Below are 17,941 nucleotides of genomic sequence, written 5' to 3' on the forward strand. Positions count from 1 at the left end.
CCGGCCCGTGGGCGCCGGGGCCGCGGCGGCGCGGGCGCCGGTCTCAGGCCCGGGCCACCGCCTTGGACAGCACCTGTTCGGCCAGTTGCTCCGGATCGGTCACCGGCGCGTCGCAGGTGAAGTGCCGACATACGTACGCCGCCGGTCGGCCGCCCACCAGCGGCCGGTCGCGCAGCAGCGGCATCGGCGACTCCTCGGCCGGGTCGCCCATCGCGACCACCGCGCCGGGGGCGGTGGACATCAGCGCGGTCAGGTAGAGCGCCCAGGTCGCGTCGTCGTCGCGCGGGCCGACCACGGCGATCTCGCGCGGCCCGTCCAGCCACGCCTCGGCGACGGCCAGGCCCCAGCCGACCATGCGCGGGGCCTGCGCGGCCAACACCTTGACCAGGCCCAGCGCTCGGCCGGCGGCCTCGCGGTGGTCCTCCGAGCCCAGGTGCGCCGCGTAGCCCAGCAGCGCGCCGGCCGCGCCGGTCCAGCCCGACGGGGTGACGCCGTCGGTGGGGTCCTGCGGTCGGCGGAAGAGTTCCTCGGCGTCGTCGGCGGTGTCGTACAGCGCCCCGTCCTCGTCCACGAAGTGGCCCAGCACCACGTCCACGAGCACGCCGGCGAAGGTCAGCCACGCGTCGTCCGAGGTCACCGCGTACAGCGCGAGGAAACCCTCGGCCACGTCCGCGTAGTCCTCCAGGACACCCGCGTTCGGCCCCGGCCGGCCGTCGCGCGAGGTGCGTACCAGCCGGTCGCCCAGCTCGTCGTCCTCGTCGCCGCCCAGATGCACCGCGAGCAGCAGGTCGGCCGCCGCGAGCGCGGCGTCGAGCAGGTCGGGGCGGGAGAACAGGGTGCCGGCCTCGGCCAGCGCGGCGATGGCCAGCCCGTTCCACGCGGCCACCACCTTGTCGTCCCGGCTCGGCCGGGCCCGCTCCGCGCGGGCGGCCAGCAACCTCGCCCGTACGTCGGTCAGTCGCTCGACGTCCTCGGGGTCGTCGAGCAGTTGCAGGACGGACATGCCGTGCTCGAAGGTGCCCTCCTCGGTCACCGCGAACACCTCGGCCGCCCACGCGCCGTCCGCCTCGCCCAGCACCTCGACCAGTTGCGCCGGGGTCCAGGCGTAGAACGCGCCCTCGACCGACTTCCCGTCCGGGTCCGGGCTGTCCGCGTCCAGCGCGGAGGCGAACGCGCCCTCGGGGGTCCGCAGTTCGCCGACCACGAAGTCGGCCGTCTCCAGCGCGATCCGCCGGGCGAACTCGCTCCCGGTGGCCCGCCACAGGTGGGTGTATACCCGGATCAACTGGGCGTTGTCGTAGAGCATCTTCTCGAAGTGCGGCACCACCCACGCCTCGTCCACCGAGTACCGCGCGAAGCCGCCGCCGAGTTGGTCGTAGATGCCGCCCCGGGCCATCGCCTCGCAGGTCTCCTGGGCCATCTCCAGCGCCGCCTCGGACTCGGTCCGGGCGTGGTGCCGCAGCAGGAACTCCAACACCATCGACGGCGGGAACTTGGGCGCGCCGCCGAAGCCGCCGCGCGCACCGTCGTAGTCGCGTGCGAGCAGGGTCAGCGCCCGGTCCAGATCCTCGGCGGTCGGCGCCTCGCCGCCCGTGTGCAGGTCGCGCGGGGCGGCCAGGGAGGTGGCGACCTGGAGGCCGGTGCGGCGCACCTCGTCGTTGCGGTCGACCCAGGCTTCGGTGATCTTGTACATGATCTGCCGGAACGAGGGCATCCCCCGGCGCGCCTCGCTCGGGAAATAGGTGCCGCAGAAGAACGGCTCCCCGTCGGGCGTGGCGAACACGGTCATCGGCCAGCCGCCCTGGCCGTGGTTCATCGCGACCGTGGCCTCCATGTAGATCGCGTCCACATCCGGCCGTTCCTCGCGGTCGACCTTGATCGCGACGAAGTTCGCGTTGACGATCTCGGCGGTGGCCTCGTCCTCGAAGGACTCGTGGGCCATCACGTGACACCAGTGGCACGCGCTGTACCCGACGCTGAGCAGGATCGGGACATCACGACGACGGGCCTCCGCGAACGCCTCCTCACCCCACGGCCACCAGTCGACGGGGTTGTCGACGTGTTGGAGCAGGTAGGGCGACGTGGATCCCGCAAGACGATTCGGCATACCGCCATCCTCGCGTGCCGACCCCGGCCGGAGCCGGCAACCCCCGGCGCGTCGGCGCGGTCGGGCCGGATTCGTCGTCGGTCCCGTCTGCCGTAGAGGTGGAGGGTGATCGGGCCGCAGATGAGGGTGAGGGTGGCGGTTGCGGCGAGGGACCAGAGGATCTCGCCGGTGCCGCCGGTGCCGCCCATCAGGGCGCGGGCCGCGCTCGCGACGTGGCTGAGCGGGTCGATCTCGACGAAGGCTTGCAGCCGGCCGGGCATGGTGCTCGGCCGGACGAAGACGTTGCCGGCGAAGGACAGCGGCATCAGCACGGCGTTGGCGATGCCCAGGACGACGGCGGGGTCGCGGACGGCCGGCGCGACCCCGGCCCACAGCAGGGACAGCGAGAGCCCGAAGGCGACGACCAGGACGACCGCGGCGAGACGGCCGAGGCGAACAGGTAGCGGGCGACGTCGCCGAGCAGGCCGCCGAGCACGAAGGCGCCGCGCCAGACCGGCAGTTGGCGGAATCGGTCGAAGGCGCCGCTGCGCACGTCCTGGGCGAGCCGGCCACCGCCGTACATGGTGACGACGGCGATGCTCACGCCGAGCACCCCGGGCAACAGGGTCTCCAGGTAGTCGTCGGTCGAGCCGCTGATCGCGCCGCCGAACAGGTAGGTGAACAGCACGGTGAACAGGATCGGGATGGCGGCCGAGTCCACGAGTTGTTTGGGGTCGTGCCGGAGCTTGAGCACGGCGCGCCTGCCGAAGGTGGCCGAGGCGACGAGTGCCCCGGCCCGGCCGGGTCCGCGTCCGGCGGCGAGCAGCGCGTCGATCGGCCTGCGCCGCGGTGGAGAGGGCGGGAGTACTCATCCGTTCGGCTCCTCCTGGTCGATGGCGCCGGAATCGGCCCGGTGGCCGGTCAGGGCGAGGAACGCCTCGTCGAGGCTTGGCCGACCCAGGGAGAATTCGGCGACGCCCACCCCGGCCTCGGCGAGCCGGGTCATCGCGTGCCCGACCAGCCGGCCGGTGTCGGTCGGGTCGGGCCGGGTGGAGAGCGGCATGGTCAGGGCGAGCGGGTCGGCGGTGGGGCGGACCGTGCCGTCCAGGACGTCGGCCAGGATCCGCAGCGCCTGTGGACGCTGTTCGCCGTCCAGGAGCCGGAGTTGCAGGGTGCCCGATCCGACCCGGGACTTGAGCTCGGTGCTGGTGCCTTCGGCCACGACCCGGCCGTGGTCGACGACCGCGATCCGCTCGGCGAGCCGGTCGGCCTCCTCCAGGTACTGGGTGGTGAGCAGCACCGTGGTGCCGGCCGCGGCGACCCGACGGACCAGCTCCCACACCTGGTTGCGGCTGCGCGGGTCGAGGCCGGTGGTCGGCTCGTCCAGGAACAGCAGGTCGGGAGTCACGATCAGGCCGGCGCCGATGTCGAGCCGACGGCGCATGCCGCCCGAGTAGCCGCCGACCGGGCGGCCGGCCGCACCGGTCAGGTCGAACGCGGCGAGCAGGTCGTCGGCGCGCCGGCGGCAGGCGGACCGGGACAGGCCGTGCAGTCGGCCGAGGATCAGCAGGTTCTCGTATCCGGTCAGGTCCTCGTCGAGGGAGGCGAACTGGCCGGTCACCGCCACTCGGGCCCGAATCGCGTTCGCCCGGGTCCTCACGTCGTGACCGAGGACCCGGGCGGTGCCGCCGAAGGGCCGGGTCAACGTGGCCAGGATCCGGATCGTGGTGGTCTTGCCCGCCCGTTGGGTCCGAGGAAGCCGAACACCTGACCGCGCCGAACCGTCAAATCGAGGCCGTCCAGCGCCCGTTGCTCCCCGTAGGTCTTCACCAGGCCGCGCACCTCGATCGCCGGACGATCTTCATCCCAGCTTAATTTTGACATGCTGTAAGAATTGGTTATCTCTTACAAAGAGTCAAGGTTGTGAGTCGGGGCCTACGATTCTCGGAATGATCGACCCGCCCGAAGCCGCCGCAGCACCGCGGCGCCGCCGATCCGATGCCCGGCGCAGCATCGACGCCATCCTCGACGCGGCCCGCGTCGTGCTCGGCGAACGCCCCGACGCGAGCATGGAGGAGGTCGCCGCCACGGCCGGCGTCACCCGCCAGACCGTCTACGCGCACTTCGCGTCACGGGACGCCCTGGTCGTCGCCCTCGTCGAGGCCGCGGCGGCCGAATACCTCGCCGCGCTCGATGCCGCGGGGCTCGACAGCGCCCCGCCCGCCGACGCGCTGGCCCGGTTCCTGGACGCCGGATGGCAGTTCCTGCGCCGCCACCCGCTCCTGCTCAACCCCACCGCGCCCGGCGCTCCGCAGCCCAACCGCAACGCTCTCTCCGAGGTCGTCCCCCGCCGGCTCGAACGGCTCATCCAACGCGGCCGACACACCGGCGACTTCGACGCCGCCCTCCCCGCCGGGTGGCTCGCCGACGCCGTCATCGCCCTCCAGCACACCGCCGCGGCACAACTGGCAGCCGGCCGGGTCACCACCGACGAGGCGGCAACCCTGTGCCTGGAGAGCGCCCTCCGCCTCTGCGGCGACGGGACACGTCGCTAGGCGTACCTCACAGCCGAAGCCCGCGGTCCGGCCGAGCCGTCGTCCGTCGGTCCCACTCCCATGGAATTCACACGGAACCCGCGTAGACCCCGACCAGGGCCGGAACGACGGCCGCGCCGAGGTCGTGGATCGCGTCGAAATGGGCCCGCAGTGCGGGCGTTCGCGCACGAGAGGCTTCGGCAGCGGCTTCAATGGGGTCGAGGCGACGTTGGGAATCGGGGGCATTCCATGATGCGGGTGACGGCGGTGGGGGCGGCCCTGATCGTGAGCGGTGCGCTCGTGGTCGGGTGCCAGGGGGGTTCGTCCAAGAGCGGTCCGTTCGGCCTGGGGGCGACCGACTCGCCCAGTGCGAGCGCGAGTACGGATCGGCCCGGTCCGCCGCCGCCTCCCCCGCTCGACCCGGTCACCTCCGCGCCGCCGACGACCAGCGCGCCCCCGAGCCCCACCACGACCACCCGCGCCGATGTGCAACTGAGCGCCGCGCAGGCCAAGACGCTGGTCGCGGGGGTCGCCCTGGTGCCCAAGGACTGGGGTCCGACCTACGTCCCCCAGGAGCGCAACTACGAGTACGGCGGCCTGGATCGGGTGGTCACCGGCACCGACTGCAAGCAGGTCGTCCAGGGCACCACGGCGGGCGCGCTCGCGACCCTGTCGCGCTACGTGTACATCCCGGACGGCCAACCGAGCGTGGACAACCTGAGCAAGACGCTCGCGACGTCCTCGGCGACCGTCTACTCCAGCACCGCGGCGGCGCAGACCGACATGCGGATCGGTATCGCCGACGGCCGACGCTGCCCCAACCAGGTGCTCGTCGGAGACGAGAAGCTGAACGACATCCAGGTCTACGACCTGACCGTGCCGGGCATCGACGAGGTGCACCTGGCGCGCGCCAAGTGGTTCGCCAAGGGCGGCGGATCGCCCTTCCAGTACGTATGGGTGACGGCCCGTCAAGGCCAGATGGTGCTCACCGCGGCGGTCGTGGACCGAGGCGACAAGACCTTCGAGTCGGCCAAGGACCAGGCCATCGACGCACTGGCCAGGATGGTCGTGCGCACCCGGACGCAACTGCGCTGACCCGGCGCGACCACGCTGATTACCATGGGGCTCCACGCTTCACGGGGGGTCGTCGGCATGTATGGCACAGGCATACGCAAAGGCACCGGCATACGCACAGGCGGCATACGCACGGGCGCCATACGCGCAGGCGGCGGAAACCGGGCGGCGGTTCGCGCGATCGGTCCGGTGCTGGGCGTCCTGCTGCTCGCGGGCTGCGCCGACGGCGGCGACGACCCGTTCGCGATCACCCCGAACGGCGCGCCCACCGGCACCTCCCCGGTGGTCAAGGGCCCCGGCCCGACCACCACCCGTCCGTCCGCCACGCCGGCCACGTCCGCACCGCCGAGCCGCACCCCGGAACAGGCCCAGGCCCTGGCCGCCTCGCTCGCCCTCACCCCGGAGGACTGGGGTACCGGCTTCGCCAAGCAGGGCACCTACGAGTTCGCCGGCGAGACCTGGACGGACTACGCCGCCGACTGCACCCAGCAGACCGTGCCGCTGGCACCGAGCATCACCGGCCAGTGGGTGCGCCAGGTGCAACTGTCGGACACCGCACAGACCAAGGTGCTCTCCAGCGGCAGCACCACGGTGGTCGTGCACAAGGACGTGCGCGGCGCGCACGAGCAGGTCCAGAACGCGCACCAGGTCAAGGACCGCTGCCCGACCCGCACCTACACGGACGGCACCCAGGCCAAGGACACCCCCGGCGCCGAGCAACCCCCGTTCGCCGAGGCCGACGAGGTGTTCGCCGAGGAGGGCCTGATGTACCCCAAGGGCGGCGGCGGACCGTACCCGTACGTCGTGTTGACGCTGCGCAAGGACACCGTGGTGATGTCCGCCTACTTCAGCGCCCCCGCCGCCGACCGCATGCCCGAGGTACGCACCCGCACCACCCAGGCGGCCCGCCTGATGCTGGACCGTCTGCTGCGCCGGTAGCGGTGTCCGCCCGAACGCGCGCCCTCGCCCGAGTGACGCGTCAGCGCCCGCCCGTCCGGGCGACTAACGTTCCGGTCATGACCCAATCGCACGGCTTTGAGACCCTGGCGATCCATGCCGGGCAGGAACCCGACCCGCTGACCGGGGCCGTGGTTCCGCCGATCTACCAGGTGTCCACGTACAAGCAGGACGGCGTCGGCGGGCTGCGTGGCGGCTACGAGTACAGCCGTTCCGGCAACCCGACCCGTACCGCGCTCGAAGAGTGCATCGCGGCCCTGGAGAACGGCACCAGGGCACTGACCTTCGCGTCCGGTCTGGCCGCCGAGGATTGCCTGTTGCGCTCCCTGTGCGCACCCGGCGACCACGCGGTGATCCCGGACGACGCCTACGGCGGCACCTTCCGACTCTTCGCGAAGGTCGCCTCCCGATGGGGCATCGACCACACCCCCGCGCACGCCGGCGACCTCGACGCGGTGCGCGCCGCGATCCGGCCGGGCGTGACCCGGCTCGTGTGGTGCGAGACGCCGAGCAACCCGCTGCTCGGCGTCGCCGACATCGCCGCGCTGGCGAGCGTCGCGCACGACGCGGGGGCGCTGCTCGTGGTGGACAACACGTTCGCCTCGCCCTACCTCCAGCAACCGCTGACGCTGGGCGCCGACGTCGTGGTGCACTCCACGACGAAGTACATGGGCGGGCACTCCGACGTCATCGGCGGCGCGCTCGTGGTGAACGACACCGCGTTGGCCGCCGAGTTGGTGTTCCACCAGAACGCGATGGGCGCGGTGCCCGCGCCGTTCGACGCGTGGTTGACGCTGCGCGGTCTCAAGACCCTCGGGGTCCGGATGGACCGGCACTGCGCGAACGCCGAGCGGGTCGTGGACCTGCTGTCGCGCCACCCCAGGGTGCGCGAGGTGCTGTATCCCGGGCTGCCCGGGCACGCGGGACACGACGTCGCGGTCAAGCAGATGAAGGCGTTCGGCGGCATGGTGTCGTTCCGGGTGGACGGCGGCGAGGATGCCGCCGTACAGGTGTGCAACCGGACCGAGTTGTTCATCCTGGGCGAGTCGCTCGGCGGCGTCGAGTCGCTGATCGAGCACCCGGGCCGGATGACCCACGCGTCGGCGGCCGGCTCGCCGCTGGAGGTGCCCGGCGACCTGGTCCGGCTGTCCGTGGGCATCGAGTCCGCCGACGACCTGCTGGCGGACCTGGAGCAGGCGCTGCGCTGACCCTCCGACCGGCCTGCCTAACGCGTCGTCTCCGAGCACGCCGAGCACGCGGTCACCAGGTTGCCGGTCTCGTCGTAGACGGTGATCGAGACCGGGGTGTCGGTGGCGAACGCCCACAGGTAGGCGACGCCGGGCAGGCCGGGCGGGCGGTCCAGGCGCATCTGTTGCGCGCCGGCGGCCTCGCGCAGTTCGCCGCGTACCGCCGGGGCGGGCATGCTCTGGCCGACCAGGACCGCGACCACCAGGCGCCGCCCGGTCGGCGCGTACACGCCCGGGTCCAGGGCCATCGTGTCCAGCCGGCCGGGAGTCGGCAGGAAGTGGCAGATCGGCGCGCCCGGCGCGGTCGGTTCGCTCGGCTCGGTCACACTGCCCAGACACCACGACGAACCGTATTCGGGACCCGCGTCGCCGATCCACACCGCGCCGCCGAGCCCGACGTCGGTCCGCGGCGACCGCGGCGTCTCGTTCTCGACCGGCCACAGCGGGGTCGGGGCCGGTGGCGCCGGCGGCAACCCGCCTCCGCCGCCGGTCCCCGGGGTGGCCAGCCACCCCCCGATCGCCGCACCGGCCAACAGGCCCGAGGCGAGCAGGTGCCGCAGCCGGTGCAGGTACGCCCGCCGCCGTACCCGGTGGGCCAGGTTCGCGGGCAGCGGCCGGTACGGGAACCGCGGCGGCTCGGGTATCTCCTCCGGGTCCGCCGCCCCCGGCGTCGGCGCCGTCACGCTCATCGGATCGGTTCCGCGCTCGCGACCGACCGCGCGCGATCGGGCGCCGGCAGGTCGGCGGCCGGCATCCGGGCCATCCCGCGCCGCCACGCGAGAGCCACCGTCTCGATCGGCAACCCCAGCGCCTCGGCCGCGTCGTACTCGTCCAGGCGGGCGTACAAACGCAGCACCACGGCGGCCCGCTCGACCCGGCCGAGTCGATCCAGCGTGGTGAACGGTTCGCCCCCGTCCGGGAGTTCGCCCCGATAGCCGCGCGGCCCCGGCCGCCAGGGGTCCAGGTATCCGGCCATCAGCGCCCGCCACGCGGTGCGGACCGGATCCTGGCCGGGCGATCTGTTCCAGTGCACACACGCATGTGCCAGAGCCCGCTCGACCCGGCGCTCGGCGCGTCGGCGGTCGCCGGTGAGCAGGTCGGCGGCCTGCAACAGTTGGGTGCCGACGGTCTGCACGAAGAGATCGAACTCGCGAGCGTCGCGCCTGTGCACGGTCCCTCCCGCAGGTCTGCCGAGCGGATGCCCTGGGGCCGGCCCGTTGCCGTCGCCGCTCACTTGTGTTGCTGCCCCACACCTGTTCGGGTAGTCGCGTATCGCGACATGTCGGCCCCTGTCGGCTGTCGCCGCCGGCCGATCCCCCACCGGGCGCGACGACGACACCACACTTCGTTGTCGCCACGGTAAAACGTGCGGCCCTCGAAGGGGGGTGGAATCGAGCGGTCGGGCCCGCCGATCTTGGTCCGCGCAATATCCTTCGGAGCACCACATCCGATCGACGAACGAGCGGCGATGACAGCGGACCAGGCCCATGACGACCCCACCGGCTCTGCCGACCCGCTCTACGACCGCCTGCAGCACGAGGTGGCGTTGTTCGCGCGCCGCGCCGAGCAGACCCGGCTCGGTGCCGTAGGCGAACTGCGCAACTCGATGGACCGGGCGGCCTACCTGCTGCTCGGCCGGCTGGAGACGGGCGGGCCGATGGGCGTCAAGGCCCTCGCGCAGGCGATGACGATCGACTCGTCCACGGTGACCCGGCAGGTCACCCCATTGGTCGAACAGGGCCTGGTGGATCGGGTGCCCAATCCCGACGACGGCCGCGCCGTGCTGCTCGAACTCTCCGCCGAGGGCCGGGATCGGCTGCACCAGGTGCGCAACGCCCGGCAGCGCCTGATGGCGGAGATCTGCGCGGGCTGGAGCCTGGACGACCGCGAGCGGTTCACCGAATTGCTCACCCGATTCAACGCCTCGATGGAGCGCCGGCAGAGCCGCAACCCGGCCGGCTCCTGAACTCCCGGGACCACCGGGGCGGAAGGAGACCCGGCGCATCCGCACGGGCGGTTGGTGCGACACTCGGCGTATGAGCAGCCCAGCCCCGGCCACGGTGACCCTCCACGACATCCGCATCGCGCGAAAGATGCTGGAGAGCGTCATTCGCGAGACCCCGATCAGGCCGTGTCGGGCGCTGACCGACCGAATCGGCACGCCGGTCCACCTCAAGTGCGAGAACCTGCAACGCACCGGGTCCTTCAAGATTCGCGGCGCGTACGTGCGGATCGCGGGTCTGTCCGAGGCCGAGCGCGCCCGCGGCGTGGTCGCGGCCAGCGCCGGCAACCACGCCCAGGGCGTCGCGCTCGCGGCCCGCACCCTGGGCGTCGCGTCCACCGTGTTCATGCCGGCCGGCGCGCCGCTGCCCAAGGTGGCCGCGACCCGCTCGTACGGCGCCGAGGTGATCCTGGGCGGCGACAACGTCGAGCACGCGCTCGCCGCCGCGCGCGCGTACGCGGACGAGACCGGGGCGGTGTTCATCCACCCCTTCGACCACCGCGACGTGGTGGCCGGTCAGGGCACCGTCGGCCTGGAGATCCTGGAGCAGTGCCCCGACGTCAAGACCATCCTGGTGGGCACCGGCGGCGGCGGCCTGTTGGCCGGAATCGCCGTCGCGGTCAAGGCACTTCGCCCCGACGTCAAGGTGATCGGCGTCCAGGCGGCGTCGGCCGCCGCGTACCCGCCCTCGCTCGCCGCCGGCGCACCGGTGTCGCTGCCGTCGTTCGGCACGATGGCCGACGGCATCGCGGTCGGCCGCCCCGGCGAGGTCCCGTTCGCGCTGATCCGCGAGCACACGGACGGCATCCGCACGGTGGGCGAGGAATCCCTGTCGCAGGCCCTGCTGCTGTGCATGGAGCGGGCCAAGCTGGTGGTCGAGCCCGCCGGCGCCGCGTCGGTGGCGGCGCTGCTGGAGTCCGACGAGCCGATCGAGGGCCCGGTGGTGGCGGTGTTGTCCGGCGGCAACGTGGACCCGCTGCTGATGTTGCGGGTGCTCCGGCACGGCCTGGCCTCGGCCGGGCGCTACCTGTCGCTGCGGGTGCGCATTCCGGACAGCCCCGGCGCGTTGGCCACCCTGCTGGGCCGGTTGGCGGAGACCGACGCCAACATCGCGGCGGTGTCGCACGTGCGTACCGACGCGACGTTGCGGGTCGGCGAGGCGGACGTGGACCTGCAGTTGGAGACCAAGGGCCGCAGCCACTGCGCGGCCGTGGTCGAGGCGCTGTACGGCGCGGGGTACACGGTCAGCAAGAGCTGAACCGTCGGCGAGCGCCGAGCCGTCGACGGGAGTCGAGCCGCCGGGGCCGGTGCCGATCCGCGCCCGCAGGAGAGCATCGCCGGGTCGGCCGTTCGGGGTCGTCGTCGCATTGTCGGTGCCGTGTGCTTGGCTGGCAAGCCAAGCCATGTCCGTCCACGGAGGACGCGGCCGAGAGGCAGTCGGGGTCGTCGACGCACGAGCGGGCGATCACGGAAGCGCCGTCGACCGGATACGCAGAGTTACGCTTCCGGAGAAAAACGGTCGCATGCTCGGTGCGTTGGGCGCATGGTGGAGATCTGAATCGATCGGCCCGCCCCCATGCCCCATCCGCACGAGGAGTGATCCACCGATATGCAGGAAGCGATCGTCGCCGAAGGTCTCGTCAAGACCTTCGGCTCGGTCCGAGCGCTCGACGGCGTGGACGTGAGTGTGCCCACGGGCACCGTCCTGGGCCTGCTCGGACCGAACGGCGCAGGCAAGACGACATGCGTACGTGTGCTGACCACCTTGCTCGAACCCGATTCCGGGCGAGCCGTGGTGGCCGGTCACGACGTGCTCAAGAACCCCAACGCGGTCCGCCGCTCGATCGGCCTGTCCGGCCAGTTCGCCGCCGTCGACGAGTATCTGACCGGCCGGGAGAACCTGCGGATGGTCGGCGAGCTGTACCAGCTCAGCGGTCGAGACGCCAAGCGTCGGGCCGACGAACTGCTCACCCAGTTCGACCTGTCCGAGGCGGGGGACCGACCCGCCAAGACCTATTCGGGCGGCATGCGCCGCCGGCTCGACCTGGCCGCGGCGCTCGTGGTCAGCCCGCCGGTGATGTTCATGGACGAGCCGACCACCGGGCTCGACCCGCGCAACCGCATGGCGTTGTGGCGGGTGATCGAGGAACTGGTCGCGGGCGGCACCACGTTGCTGCTGACCACGCAATACCTGGAGGAGGCCGACCACCTCGCGCACGACATCGCGGTGGTCGACCACGGCAAGGTGATCGCCCGCGGCACCGCCGACCAGCTCAAGGCCAAGGTCGGCGGCGAGCGGGTCGAGGTGGTCGTGCACGATCCGGAGCGCCTCGCCGACGCGAGCGAGATGCTGACCTCGTTCGGCAAGGGCGAGTTGGGCGTGGTCAAGCTCCAGCGGCGGATCACCGTCCCGGTCACCGGCGGCGCCAAGCTGCTCGCCGAGATCATCCGCGAACTCGACGCGCGTGGCATCGAGATAGACGACATCGGGCTGCGCCGGCCCACCCTGGACGACGTGTTCATCTCGCTGACCGGCCATGCCACAGAGGGTGAGAGCAACACCGGCACCGGCGACGAGGACGACGAGCACCCGAGCGAGGACGGCCCGCAGCGTGGCCGTGCCAAGGCGGTGAAGCAGTGATGGCAGCGATGGCAGTAACGGCCGTGACGGCCCTGCCGACCCAGACCCCCGCGGCCGCGCCGCGAAACCCGACCGGACTGGAGGTCGAGGGCCGGTGAGCACCGAGACGACAACCCTCGCGTCGAAGACATTGGCACCCGCCGCCCGCGGCGATGTGGCGCGCTCCATCCACGATTCCCTGGTCATCGCCCGCCGGAATCTGATTCGGATGACCCGGATTCCGGAGATGATCCTCTTCGGCGTCATCCAGCCGGTGATGTTCGTGGTGCTGTTCACGTACGTCTTCGGCGGTTCGATGAACGTCGGTGGCAGTACCGACGCCGACGTCTACAAAGACTTCCTGATGGCGGGCATCTTCGCGCAGACCGTCACGTTCGCCACCGCGGGATCGGCCGCCGGCATCGCGGACGACATGCAGAAGGGGCTGATCGACCGGTTCCGCTCGCTGCCGATGGCGCGCGGTGCCGTGTTGACCGGCCGCACGGTGGCCGATCTCGTCCAGACCGCCATCACGATGCTCGTTCTCGCGGTCGTCGCGCTGATCGTGGGCTGGCGCACCGGATCGGCCGATCCGACCACCGCCGGGCGGGTGCTGGCCGGCTTCGGCCTGCTGCTGCTCCTGGGCTACGCCTTCACCTGGATCGGCGCGCTGATCGGGCTGTCCGTACGAACCCCGGAGGCGGCGACCTCGGGCGGGATCATCTGGCTGTTCCCGGTCACGTTCATCTCGAACGCCTTTGTGGACTCCAGCCAGATGACGCCCTGGGTGCGGCACATCGCCGAATGGAACCCGTTCAGCGCGACCGTTCAGGCCGCGCGGGTGTTGTTCGGCAACCCGGGCGTCGTGCAGTCCGACGCCTGGCCGATGCAGCACCCGGTCTGGGCCTCGCTGCTCTGGTCGGCCCTGATCATCGTGCTCTTCCGAGCGCTCGCGGTCCGCAAGTACCTCCGGGCGACCGGCTGAGCACGGGCCTCGCCCGGGAGAACGCAAGCGGCCCGGCTCCCGAATACCGGGAGCGCGGGCCGCTTCGGGTCGTTGCTCAGCCCTTGTAGGGCTTGGCCGCCAGGACCTCGACACTGGTGCTCTTGCCGTTCGGCAACGCGAAGGTGGCCTGGTGGCCGACCGACTTGCCGTTGATCGCCTTGCCCAGCGGGGACTGCGGCGAGTAGACGTCCACGTCGCTCACGGCGTCCTCGCGCGAGCCGAGCAGGAAGGTGGTGGGGTCGTCCCGGTCGCCGTTGAAGATCACGGTGACGACCATGCCGGGCTCGACCACGCCGTCGTCCGCGGGGGCCTCACCCACCTTGGCGTTCTGGAGCAGGCCGATGAGCTGGCGGATCCGCAGCTCCTGCTTGCCCTGCTCCTCCTTGGCCGCGTGGTAGCCCGCGTTCTCCTTGAGGTCGCCTTCCTGGCGGGCCTCTTCGATCTTCACGGCGATTTCGGAACGGGCGGGACCCGACAGGTGTTCCAGCTCGGCCTTCAGCCGGTCGTACGCCTCCTGGGTGAGCCAGGTGACGCTTTCGCTGGTCTGGGTCACGGGGTGCTCCTCGTAGGTCTGCGACAGGGTTGCGTACACGGTGCGTACGAAAGAGGTACACGCGACCCGACGGGCCCTCGGGACGAGCCCGGGCGGCACGGGAGGGGTCACATATACCAGCGCCCCCTCACCGTCCGCGGTGTGAACACCTCGGGTCGTGAGGGGACGAAGCTTCGAGAGTAACAATCTCCCGACGTCTCGGGCAGTCACCCGGACTCGGGCGGCATCCGGCGGCTCGGGCGGCCGGCCCCTGCCCGGCACCCGGCCGGCCGATCAGCCGACGGTGTGACAATCCTCCAGCTCGGCGGTGTTGGGCCGGCCCGCCGTCTGGAGCGTCTCGGTGCGCTCGATGCGCTTGTCGCCCTTGGCGAAGCGCAGTTCGCGGCGGCCCACCTCGGCGCCGTCCCGATCGCGCGAGCGCAGTACGCAGACGGCTTCCTTGTCGGCGTCCTTGCGGATCTCCACCCGGACCTCGACCGAGGAATCCGAGGTGACCCTGAAGCTCGGAATAGACCCGCGCACGCCGGGGTTCGCCACATCGAGGCCGATCCACACCGTCCCGGCCACCAGCACGACCATGAAAACCGCGAAGGCGATCCGCAGCTTGCGATCGCTTCGGGTGGCGCCCTTGCCGTAACGGGTGACGGGCGTTGCGCTCACCGGGTCTCCTGGTCTCCTGCGGGACGGGTTCGGGTTTGCGCCCGAGCGAGATCTATCGGCCACTATATGTCCGGTGCAAGAGCGGCCCTCGACAGGTCCCGGCGGTACGACCCGGCGGCTGGGACACGGGGCACGGATGAGGAGCGACGTTCCGGTGAGTGACGATCGGCTGAGGCTGATGGCGGTGCACGCGCACCCCGACGACGAGTCGAGCAAGGGCGCGGCCACCATGGCGCGCTATGTCGCCGAGGGGGCCGAGGTCCTCGTCGCGACCTGTACCGGCGGCGAACGCGGCTCGGTGCTCAACCCCGCTCTCCAGGGCAACCCGGAGATCGAGGCCAATATTCACGAGGTACGCCGCAAAGAGATGGACGCGGCACGCGCGATCCTGGGCGTGCAGCAGGCGTGGCTGGGCTGGGAGGACTCGGGGTTGCCCGAGGGCGACCCGCTGCCGCCGCTGCCGGACGGCTGCTTCGCGGTGCTGGACGTGGACAAGGCGGCGGAGCCGCTGGTCCGGTTGATCCGTGAGTTCCGTCCGCATGTGGTCACCACGTACGACGAGAACGGCGGCTATCCGCACCCCGATCACATCCAGACGCACAAGATCACCATGGTGGCCTTCGACGCCGCCGGCGACCCGGACGCGTACCCGGACTCCGGCGAGCCGTGGCAACCGCTGAAGCTGTACTACAACCAGGGCATCTCCCGGGCCCGGATCGAGGCGCTGCACGAGGGCATGCTCAGCCGCGGCCTGGAGTCGCCGTACGGCGAGTGGCTGGAGCGGTGGGGCGACCGCGACGAGCGGGACATCACCACCCGCATCCCGTGCGCCGACTGGTTCGAGACCCGCGACCGGGCGCTCATCGCGCACGCCACCCAGGTGGACCCGGACGGCTTCTGGTTCCGGGTGCCGATCTCGGTGCAGCGCGAGGTGTGGCCGACCGAGGACTACGAACTGGTCCGCTCGCTGGTGGACACCGACCTGCCCGAGGACGACCTGTTCGCGGGCGTCCGGGTCGGCGTGCGGCACTGACGGTCGGGAAATCGTCCGAACGAGGGCCCGGGGAACTTCTCTCCGGGCCCTCGGTGCATACGTCCTGCCGATCGGATGTCACTCTTGTTCACCAGGGGTTCCCATCCAGGAGGTAGTTCGTCATGACACCGCTCGCGCTCCAGCTCGCGGTCGAGGAGAGCAAGGTCACGCCCGGCCTGCTCGGGTTCGTGGTGGTCGCCGCGATCGCGGTCGCCACCTGGCTCCTGCTCAAGTCGATGAACAAGCAGCTCAAGCGGGTGAACGTCAACCAGAGCAACTGGCCGGCCGACACCCCCCGCCCGTCCCTCGCCGCGCGGGAAGCGGCCAAGGGCGACGAGGACACCCCCGGCGCCTGACCGGGCGAGGGGGCCGCGGGCGCACTCCGGAGTGCTCCGCCACCCGAATCCGACGGGTCGAGTCGCCCCGGCGCCCTGCCTCGCCTTCCGAAATGACATGATTTGTGGGTCTTCGGGAGGTGGGATCTTGTTCGGCGGCTCCAGGCGCTTCGGCGGCTCCGGTGCATCGGGCGCGCCCGGCCGGCGGGCCGAGCCCGTGCAGCGACTGTTGTTCGGCGGCGTGTACGGGACGGTGCTGGCCAGTGCGATGGCCGCCGCCCTGACGCAGGACAGCGGGGTGCCCAACCCCGGCTACGACGCGTTGTGGGTGCTGCTCGCGGCGCTGGCGTCGGCCGCGGCGCACGGCTACGCGCATGCCATCGCGCACCGCACCGCAGACCCGACGGCGGTCGCCGCGAGCACCGCGCGGTCCGTGCTGACCGAGTGGCCGCTGGTGGCCGCGGTACTGCCGACGGTGGCCGCGCTGCTCGGCGCGCGGGCGGGGTGGTGGGGCGAGGAGGCCGCGATCGAGGTGGTGCTGCTCCTGAACACGGCGACCCTGTTCGGCTGGGGCCTGTCGGCGGCCCGGGTGGCCGGCCGGAGCTGGGCCGCGGCCTGCCGGGTCGGCGGCGTGGACATGCTGCTCGGACTGTTCATCGTGGGAGCCAACACGCTGAGCAAGTAGCCCCGAAGACCGAATGATCGAGAAGCGCGATGCTTCGTCTCTTGTTCGTGGGGCGGATGCTGTGTCATATATGTCTAGACCAATTTGCTCTCGTTGGAGAGAGGCATCGTGGCGCGACGAATGGCATGGATCGGCTTGGCCGGGTTGGTCGTTGCGCTGGGGGCGGTGGGCTGTTCCGGGGACGGGAAGGACACCTCGGCGCCGGCGGTGCCCGGTGAGGTCAGCGCGCTCGCGTCGAGTTCGGTGACGGTGCACGTGATGTGGCGCGCCGATCCGGACGTCGCGGTCTTCGAGGTGTATCGCGGGGACGCGAAGGTGCTGGACGTGAAGGGCGGACGGCACATGGTCGACGTCGGCGGGCTGACCCCGGGGACCGCGTATTCGTTCTCCGTGCGGGCGCGGGACCGGGCCGGGAACGTGTCACCGGCCAGTGCGGCGGTGCCGGCCACCACGCTGTCCGTGGCCCAGGGCGAGCGGGTGCCGCCGACCGCGCCGCGCGACGTGCGCGGGCAGGCCCGCGGGTCCGCCGGCGCGACGCTGGCGTGGGAGGCCGCCACGGACGACGTGGGGGTGAGCGCTTACGACATCTGGCAGGCCGGCGTGCGGGTGCACAGCGTCGCCGGGGGCCTGACCACGGCGGTGGTCAGCGGCCTGCAACCGGGCACCGAGTACCGCTTCACCGTCACCGCCCGGGACGCGGCGGACAACAAGTCGCCGGAGAGCAACGCGGTGACCGTGGTCACCGAGCAGGGCGCCGGGGACGGTCGCGACACCGCGCCGACGGGGCTGCGGGCGGTGCCCCGGAGCGCGGAGGACGGCACCTACGTCGACCTGAGTTGGACACCGCCGGACGTCGACGGGACGGTCGCGAGCTACGAGGTCTACCTGGACGGGAAGTTTCTGACCACGGTGATGTGGGGCGTGGCCCCGCCGCCCGGGACGGCGCGGTACAGCCTTCCGCTGGGCGACCGGCCGGTGGCCGGGCATGTGCTCAAGATCCGCGGCCAGTTGCCCGACGGGAAGTGGGGTGCCTTCTCCGCCGACCTGCCCCTGACGGACCCGCCCTCGGGCGGCCCGGCTCCGGCGGCACCCGCACCGAGCGGGCCGGGCGGCTCCTGAGGACGAGCCTCGGGAGCGGCCCGGACGATG

17 protein-coding genes and 3 pseudogenes are annotated in these 17,941 nt (G+C 71.8%); 12 read left to right on the plus strand and 8 right to left on the minus strand.

Features of this window, described 5'->3' with window-relative positions; translation table 11 throughout:
- Positions 1-43: 43 nt before the first annotated feature.
- From ACH4U8_RS43140 to ACH4U8_RS43155, 4 genes and pseudogenes are all read right to left on the minus strand, one after another.
- Positions 44-2,107 (minus strand): thioredoxin domain-containing protein, encoded by a 2,064-nt coding sequence (locus tag ACH4U8_RS43140; protein WP_360311891.1) that lies wholly within the window; start codon positions 2,105-2,107, stop codon positions 44-46.
- 248 nt (positions 2,108-2,355) lie between these two features.
- Positions 2,356-2,616 (minus strand): annotated as a pseudogene (locus tag ACH4U8_RS43145) (hypothetical protein); the annotation flags it as partial.
- A pseudogene (locus ACH4U8_RS43150) lies at positions 2,541-2,840 on the minus strand (ABC transporter permease); the annotation flags it as partial. The pseudogenes ACH4U8_RS43150 and ACH4U8_RS43145, both read right to left, overlap by 76 nt.
- 114 nt (positions 2,841-2,954) lie before the next feature.
- Positions 2,955-3,970: pseudogene (locus tag ACH4U8_RS43155) on the minus strand (ATP-binding cassette domain-containing protein).
- 65 nt (positions 3,971-4,035) lie between these two features.
- Between ACH4U8_RS43155 and ACH4U8_RS43160 the strand changes: the two are divergent.
- From ACH4U8_RS43160 to ACH4U8_RS43175, 4 genes are all read left to right on the plus strand, one after another.
- Positions 4,036-4,641, plus strand: a complete 606-nt coding sequence (locus ACH4U8_RS43160) for a TetR/AcrR family transcriptional regulator (protein WP_395783921.1) — start codon at positions 4,036-4,038, stop codon at positions 4,639-4,641.
- A gap of 237 nt (positions 4,642-4,878) precedes the next feature.
- Positions 4,879-5,715: a hypothetical protein gene (locus tag ACH4U8_RS43165; RefSeq protein WP_379990881.1), complete on the plus strand. Its 837-nt coding sequence runs from the start codon at positions 4,879-4,881 to the stop codon at positions 5,713-5,715.
- Positions 5,716-5,883: 168 nt separating this feature from the next.
- Complete coding sequence (locus ACH4U8_RS43170) at positions 5,884-6,633, plus strand: hypothetical protein (protein WP_395783923.1); 750 nt, start codon at positions 5,884-5,886, stop codon at positions 6,631-6,633.
- Positions 6,634-6,710: 77 nt separating this feature from the next.
- Positions 6,711-7,859, plus strand: coding sequence for a cystathionine gamma-synthase (locus tag ACH4U8_RS43175; RefSeq protein WP_395783925.1), 1,149 nt, complete (start codon positions 6,711-6,713; stop codon positions 7,857-7,859).
- 17 nt (positions 7,860-7,876) lie between these two features.
- Here ACH4U8_RS43175 and ACH4U8_RS43180 read toward each other — a convergent pair whose 3' ends face one another.
- Both ACH4U8_RS43180 and ACH4U8_RS43185 read right to left on the minus strand, forming a co-directional pair.
- Positions 7,877-8,587: a hypothetical protein gene (locus tag ACH4U8_RS43180; protein ID WP_395783927.1), complete on the minus strand. Its 711-nt coding sequence runs from the start codon at positions 8,585-8,587 to the stop codon at positions 7,877-7,879.
- Positions 8,584-9,069, minus strand: a complete 486-nt coding sequence (locus ACH4U8_RS43185) for a hypothetical protein (RefSeq protein ID WP_395783929.1) — start codon at positions 9,067-9,069, stop codon at positions 8,584-8,586. Before ACH4U8_RS43185 ends, ACH4U8_RS43180 begins: the two co-directional genes overlap by 4 nt.
- Positions 9,070-9,366: 297 nt before the next feature.
- Between ACH4U8_RS43185 and ACH4U8_RS43190 the strand changes: the two genes are divergently transcribed.
- The 4 genes from ACH4U8_RS43190 (at position 9,367) to ACH4U8_RS43205 (ending at position 13,505) form a co-directional block, all read left to right on the plus strand.
- Positions 9,367-9,864: a MarR family transcriptional regulator gene (locus tag ACH4U8_RS43190; protein ID WP_360311877.1), complete on the plus strand. Its 498-nt coding sequence runs from the start codon at positions 9,367-9,369 to the stop codon at positions 9,862-9,864.
- Positions 9,865-9,934: 70 nt separating this feature from the next.
- The gene (ilvA, locus tag ACH4U8_RS43195) at positions 9,935-11,158 is read left to right on the plus strand and encodes a threonine ammonia-lyase (RefSeq protein ID WP_395783931.1); all 1,224 of its coding nucleotides are present in this window, start codon (positions 9,935-9,937) and stop codon (positions 11,156-11,158) included.
- A gap of 351 nt (positions 11,159-11,509) precedes the next feature.
- Positions 11,510-12,541: an ATP-binding cassette domain-containing protein gene (locus tag ACH4U8_RS43200; protein ID WP_395783933.1), complete on the plus strand. Its 1,032-nt coding sequence runs from the start codon at positions 11,510-11,512 to the stop codon at positions 12,539-12,541.
- Positions 12,542-12,671: 130 nt separating this feature from the next.
- Complete coding sequence (locus ACH4U8_RS43205; RefSeq protein ID WP_360311928.1) at positions 12,672-13,505, plus strand: ABC transporter permease; 834 nt, start codon at positions 12,672-12,674, stop codon at positions 13,503-13,505.
- A 76-nt stretch (positions 13,506-13,581) separates the two neighbouring features.
- On the opposite strand, the gene greA is transcribed toward ACH4U8_RS43205, so the two are convergent.
- Both greA and ACH4U8_RS43215 read right to left on the minus strand, forming a co-directional pair.
- Positions 13,582-14,079: a transcription elongation factor GreA gene (gene greA, locus ACH4U8_RS43210; RefSeq protein ID WP_360311871.1), complete on the minus strand. Its 498-nt coding sequence runs from the start codon at positions 14,077-14,079 to the stop codon at positions 13,582-13,584.
- A gap of 273 nt (positions 14,080-14,352) precedes the next feature.
- The gene (locus ACH4U8_RS43215) at positions 14,353-14,739 is read right to left on the minus strand and encodes a DUF4307 domain-containing protein (RefSeq protein WP_360311869.1); all 387 of its coding nucleotides are present in this window, start codon (positions 14,737-14,739) and stop codon (positions 14,353-14,355) included.
- A gap of 178 nt (positions 14,740-14,917) precedes the next feature.
- Here ACH4U8_RS43215 and mca point away from each other — a divergent pair, with 178 nt between their 5' ends.
- From mca to ACH4U8_RS43235, 4 genes are all read left to right on the plus strand, one after another.
- Positions 14,918-15,772, plus strand: coding sequence for a mycothiol conjugate amidase Mca (gene mca, locus ACH4U8_RS43220; RefSeq protein WP_360311926.1), 855 nt, complete (start codon positions 14,918-14,920; stop codon positions 15,770-15,772).
- A gap of 122 nt (positions 15,773-15,894) precedes the next feature.
- Positions 15,895-16,128 (plus strand): hypothetical protein, encoded by a 234-nt coding sequence (locus tag ACH4U8_RS43225; RefSeq protein ID WP_360311867.1) that lies wholly within the window; start codon positions 15,895-15,897, stop codon positions 16,126-16,128.
- Positions 16,129-16,324: 196 nt separating this feature from the next.
- Positions 16,325-16,792: a hypothetical protein gene (locus ACH4U8_RS43230; RefSeq protein WP_379990884.1), complete on the plus strand. Its 468-nt coding sequence runs from the start codon at positions 16,325-16,327 to the stop codon at positions 16,790-16,792.
- A 120-nt stretch (positions 16,793-16,912) separates the two neighbouring features.
- A complete protein-coding gene (locus ACH4U8_RS43235) occupies positions 16,913-17,911 on the plus strand; it encodes a fibronectin type III domain-containing protein (protein ID WP_395783935.1) in 999 nt (332 codons plus the stop codon).
- The last annotated feature ends 30 nt before the right edge of the window (positions 17,912-17,941 follow it).

The sequence above is a fragment of the Embleya sp. NPDC020886 genome (assembly GCF_044333915.1).
Lineage (GTDB): Bacteria > Actinomycetota > Actinomycetes > Streptomycetales > Streptomycetaceae > Embleya.